Raw genomic sequence first — 3978 nt, forward strand, 5'->3', positions numbered from 1 at the left:
GTTATCAGCGGGGCGTGAGCCCCTCGATTCTCTGTCTGCAACGAGCGTCACCGTGAGCGTTCTGCGTCGTTGATGCATTGCTATCAACGGGAGTTCTTCAACGAGACGGAACGGCATCAGTGGCGCATAGCTTGGCGGTCCGGCCCGCGAACGGTCGGCGGACGTGGACCGTGATCGACGAGAAGTACCGAACCGTCGCACCGGTCGAGGACTGGCTGGAGGCCCATAGGCAGCTGTGGTCTCCGAACACGGTCCGCGGCTATGCGACCTCGCTGGCCCAGTGGTGGACGTTCCTCGAACAGTGCGACGAGACCGGAAGGTGGGGCGATCTCGGGGTCCCGGCGGTCTCGGGGTTCCTGTCCTGGTTGCGCAATGGCCGCACCGTCGAGCACACCCTGGTCGAGCCCGAACAGGCCCCGGAGGCCGGGACGTTGGAGGCGAGACTGGCCGCGCTGATCTCCTTCTATCGCTGGCAGGAGGCGGTCTTCTCAGCGCCGGTCGCGGGCCGGCTCATGCGCGGGACGCCGCGACGGGCCCCGGCCCGGGGCCTGCTCGCGCACCTGGACGCCCGCACCGCTCCCGCGCCGTCCTCGCTGGTCAGGGTCCGGCGCCAGCGGCATCATGGGCGCCCTCCGCTGCTGCTGCCGACCGAGATCCAGGCGATCCTGGACGGCTGCGCGACGCCGGACGCCACGGTCAGCGACTGGAGAGGGAACCTGCGCGACCGGCTGCTGTTCGCCCTGCTCGCGGAGACCGGCATGCGCCTGGGAGAGGCCCTCGGCCTGCGGATCTGCGACTTCGTCATGGGCCGTGGCTCCACTCCCTATGTCGAGATCGTGCCTCGCGAGGACAACACGAACGGGGCCAGGGTGAAGATGATGCGCCCGCGACGCGTCTATGTCGGCAGCGACCTGGAGCGACTATTCGCCGACTACCTCACCCACCTCGCCTGCCGGGCCGCCGAGTTCGGCATCGAGATCGATACCGGATCGCCGCTGCTGGTGAACCTGGAGCGGCCGCCGCTGCTGGCCGCCCTGCGCGAGGGCACGGTGCGGGACAAGGTGTCCGCCCTGCGCAAGAAGGGCGTCGGCCCCGCCTCCTGGACGCCGCACTGGTTCCGGCACAGCCACGCGACCGCGCTGTTGCTGGCCGGGACGCCGGAGTGGGTGGTCTCCCGCCGACTCGGTCACGCACACGTGCAGACCACCCTCGACCTTTATGGCTGGGTCCGCGAGGACGAGGCCCTGCGGGTCGCGGCGAACTGGAAGTCGTACATCTCTGCCTGGCAGGTCGACGATGGCCGGTGAACAGCGTCATCTCCATGCGGCCGGCGACGAGGATCCGTTCTGGCGGCTCTGGACCGAGTTGCCAGAGCCCTGGAAGGGGCCGGTGATCAGGGACGGCATCGACGACTGGGAGAAGATCACCGAGAACGGCGACCGAAGCATCGACCTGACCGGTCTGCCCGACCTGATCGCCGCCGAACTGGCCTGGATGGCGCACTGGCAGGCGATGGACGGGACCCGTTCCTCGGTGCTGGGCACCAACCAGTTCGCGAACATCCTGCGCCGCGCGATCCGCGACCAGCACCCTTTCCCTGCCTCGATCCGGACCATGGACTGGGAGACCGCGGCCGCTCTGCAGCGGTGGTTCTATGCAACCCGCTGGGGCCGCCTCATTCCCCGCGGCAGCGTCGCCCGGCTGCGGGTGATCTTCCGCTTCTCCCGTCTGGCCCTCCTCGCCCGCTGTTCGGACGGGCCCTGGTGGTCTCTGGACGAGTGGCATCCGCGCTGCGATCCGCGGATTCCGCTGGCCGAGCACGAACCCCAGGCCCACTACGGCTGTTCCCCCTCGAAGATTACTCAGCCGTGGCTGCGGGAGGCTGTGAAGTGGTGCCTGGGCACCCAGTTGGAGGCCGGCACGTTGCGCTGGTCGACCGTGAGCCAGGAGCGGATGCGGTGCTTCGCCCGCTTCGACCGGTGGCTCCAGACCTTCACCGACCCCCTCGACGTTCTGAGCGACCCGGCCCACGCGGTCCAGCTGGCCGCCGCCTTCCGCCGCTGGGACACCGATCCCGCCAACCGGCTCCTGCGACAGAATGAGCAACGGTTCGCCGGGCAGCCCGTCCATCCCCGCCTGGTCAACGACGACCTGCGGGCCGTCGCCGAACTCTTCGCGTTCGTCGCCGCGAACCCCATCGAGGCCCGCCAGGTCCTCGGGCCGAACCCGTGGTCGCGGGTCACCGACGCGCACGCGGCTGGCTGGTTCCGGCAGGTCTCCCGCATCCCTGACCGGCGCGAACTCAACGACGAGCACTACGTCGACGACCACGCGCTCGCGCAGATCCCCGCCGCACTGCCCCTGCTCGGGCTCGCCCGCCACGAAGAGATGGCCCTCACCCGCGGTGACGGACAGCAGGTCACCGCCCGCGGCTTCGACGACCCGCAGGCCATGCGCATGATCCTGCTGCAGATCCTCACCGGGCGACGGGCCAGCGAAATCCGCACCAGCCGCTTCGACTGCCTCTCCCCGGTCCCCGACCGGGCCGTCGACGCCGCCGAAGGAGAACAGATCGCCCGCTTCCACTACGCACAGAGCAAGATCGCCATCGCGCCGGACACCATCCTCGTCGACGCCGAGGTCGTCGCGGTCATCGAGGAACAACGACGGTGGGTCCGTGAGCACTTCCCCGGCATCACCCCGCGTCACCTGTTCCTGCAGAGGACCGGGAACCGGCAGGGCGACAAGCCCTACCCGTCGGGCACCTACAGCTGGATGCTCCGCGAGTTCAGCAAGATCGTGAAGATCACCGACAGCAAGGGCAAGTCCGTCGGGCTCAGCCACACCCACCGCTTCCGTCACACCAAGCTGACCCGGCTCGCCGAACTCGGCCTGCCCGTCCACGTGTTGATGCGCTATGCCGGACACGCGACCCCGACTATGACGATGCACTACGTTGCCGCCCGCCAGGAACATGCCGAGCAGGCGTTCCTGGCCACCGCGAAACTCCGCTCAGACGGCACCCACGTCACCTTCTCCCACGACGACCACGACAGCCTCCACCTGTTCAGCCGCGCCGACCGATTTCTGCCCCACGGCTGGTGCCTGCTGCCGCCCCTGCAGACCTGCGACAAGGGGAATGCCTGTCTGACCTGCTCGGTCTTCGTCACTGACACCTCCCACCAAAGTGCTCTGGAACGGCAGTTGGACGAGACCGAGGCCCTGATCAACCGCAGTACCACCGCGTTCCAACAGCGACACGGACGCCCGATGCCCGAGGACAACGTCTGGCTGCTGCAACGACGAGCCGAACACGCGGCCCTCACCAAGCTCCTGGACACCCTCCGCTCCAAACCCGGACGCGCCATCCAGGGCGCCGGCTGCGGCGCCGCCCCCGCCGGCCCGGTCTCGCTCACCCTCGACCTCGACCGCCACCGAAGGACCCGGCCATGACCGACGACACTCGCACCAAGCGCACCCAGACACTCGCCACCGCCGCGAAGGCCAAATCACAGGCCAAGACCACCGCGGCAGAGAAGGCGATCCGCACCCTGGTCAAACGCGGTGAGCCGATCACCTTTCAGGCCGTCCAGAGGGAAGCCGGCGTCTCCCATGCGTTCCTCTATAACCACCCCGACCTGCGAGGACGCATCGAACGACTCCGGGCCCAGGCCCGGCCCGTTCCCGCACCGACGCCTCCGGCGGACGAGCACAGCGCCCTCGTCCTCGCACTGACCGGCCAGATCACCCGCCTGAAGAAGCAGCACCGAGAAGAAGTACAGGCCCTGCGGGACGCGCTCGAACGAGCCCACGGCGAGAACCTCGACCTGCGACGCGAACTCGCCCGCCGAGGCGGCGACACCCCCGTTCCGCGGACGCGAACCATCGGCCCCTGCTGACCACGTCACATCGATCGAAGAACCATCCTGAGCTGCAAAAACATGCTCAGATCGCGAACGAACCGGCGATAACGGGCGG

General features: G+C 68.7%; 3 protein-coding genes. All 3 read left to right on the forward strand.

The annotated features are described in order from the left end of the window. Nucleotides 1-170: 170 nt before the first annotated feature. Genes ACIBA9_RS38070 through ACIBA9_RS38080 form a run of 3 tightly spaced genes read left to right on the forward strand, consistent with a single transcriptional unit; the run spans nt 171 to nt 3899 of the window. On the forward strand, nt 171-1307 hold the full coding sequence (locus ACIBA9_RS38070; protein ID WP_399370355.1) for a tyrosine-type recombinase/integrase: 1137 nt from the start codon (nt 171-173) through the stop codon (nt 1305-1307). Continuing rightward, nucleotides 1297-3453 (forward strand): tyrosine-type recombinase/integrase, encoded by a 2157-nt coding sequence (locus ACIBA9_RS38075; RefSeq protein ID WP_399370357.1) that lies wholly within the window; start codon nt 1297-1299, stop codon nt 3451-3453. The genes ACIBA9_RS38070 and ACIBA9_RS38075 overlap by 11 nt, the downstream gene beginning before the upstream one ends. Next, the gene (locus ACIBA9_RS38080) at nt 3450-3899 is read left to right on the forward strand and encodes a DUF6262 family protein (RefSeq protein ID WP_399370359.1); all 450 of its coding nucleotides are present in this window, start codon (nt 3450-3452) and stop codon (nt 3897-3899) included. The genes ACIBA9_RS38075 and ACIBA9_RS38080 overlap by 4 nt, the downstream gene beginning before the upstream one ends. The last annotated feature ends 79 nt before the right edge of the window (nt 3900-3978 follow it).

The sequence above is a fragment of the Streptomyces sp. NPDC051452 genome, assembly GCF_044454765.1.
GTDB lineage: Bacteria > Actinomycetota > Actinomycetes > Streptomycetales > Streptomycetaceae > Streptomyces.

What these genes read in the sequence shown, in the direction of transcription:
- ACIBA9_RS38075 (WP_399370357.1), top strand. Translation starts at nt 1,297, where the DNA reads ATGGCCGGTGAACAGCGTCATCTCCATGCGGCCGGCGACGAGGATCCG.
- ACIBA9_RS38080 (WP_399370359.1), top strand. Translation starts at nt 3,450, where the DNA reads ATGACCGACGACACTCGCACCAAGCGCACCCAGACACTCGCCACCGCC.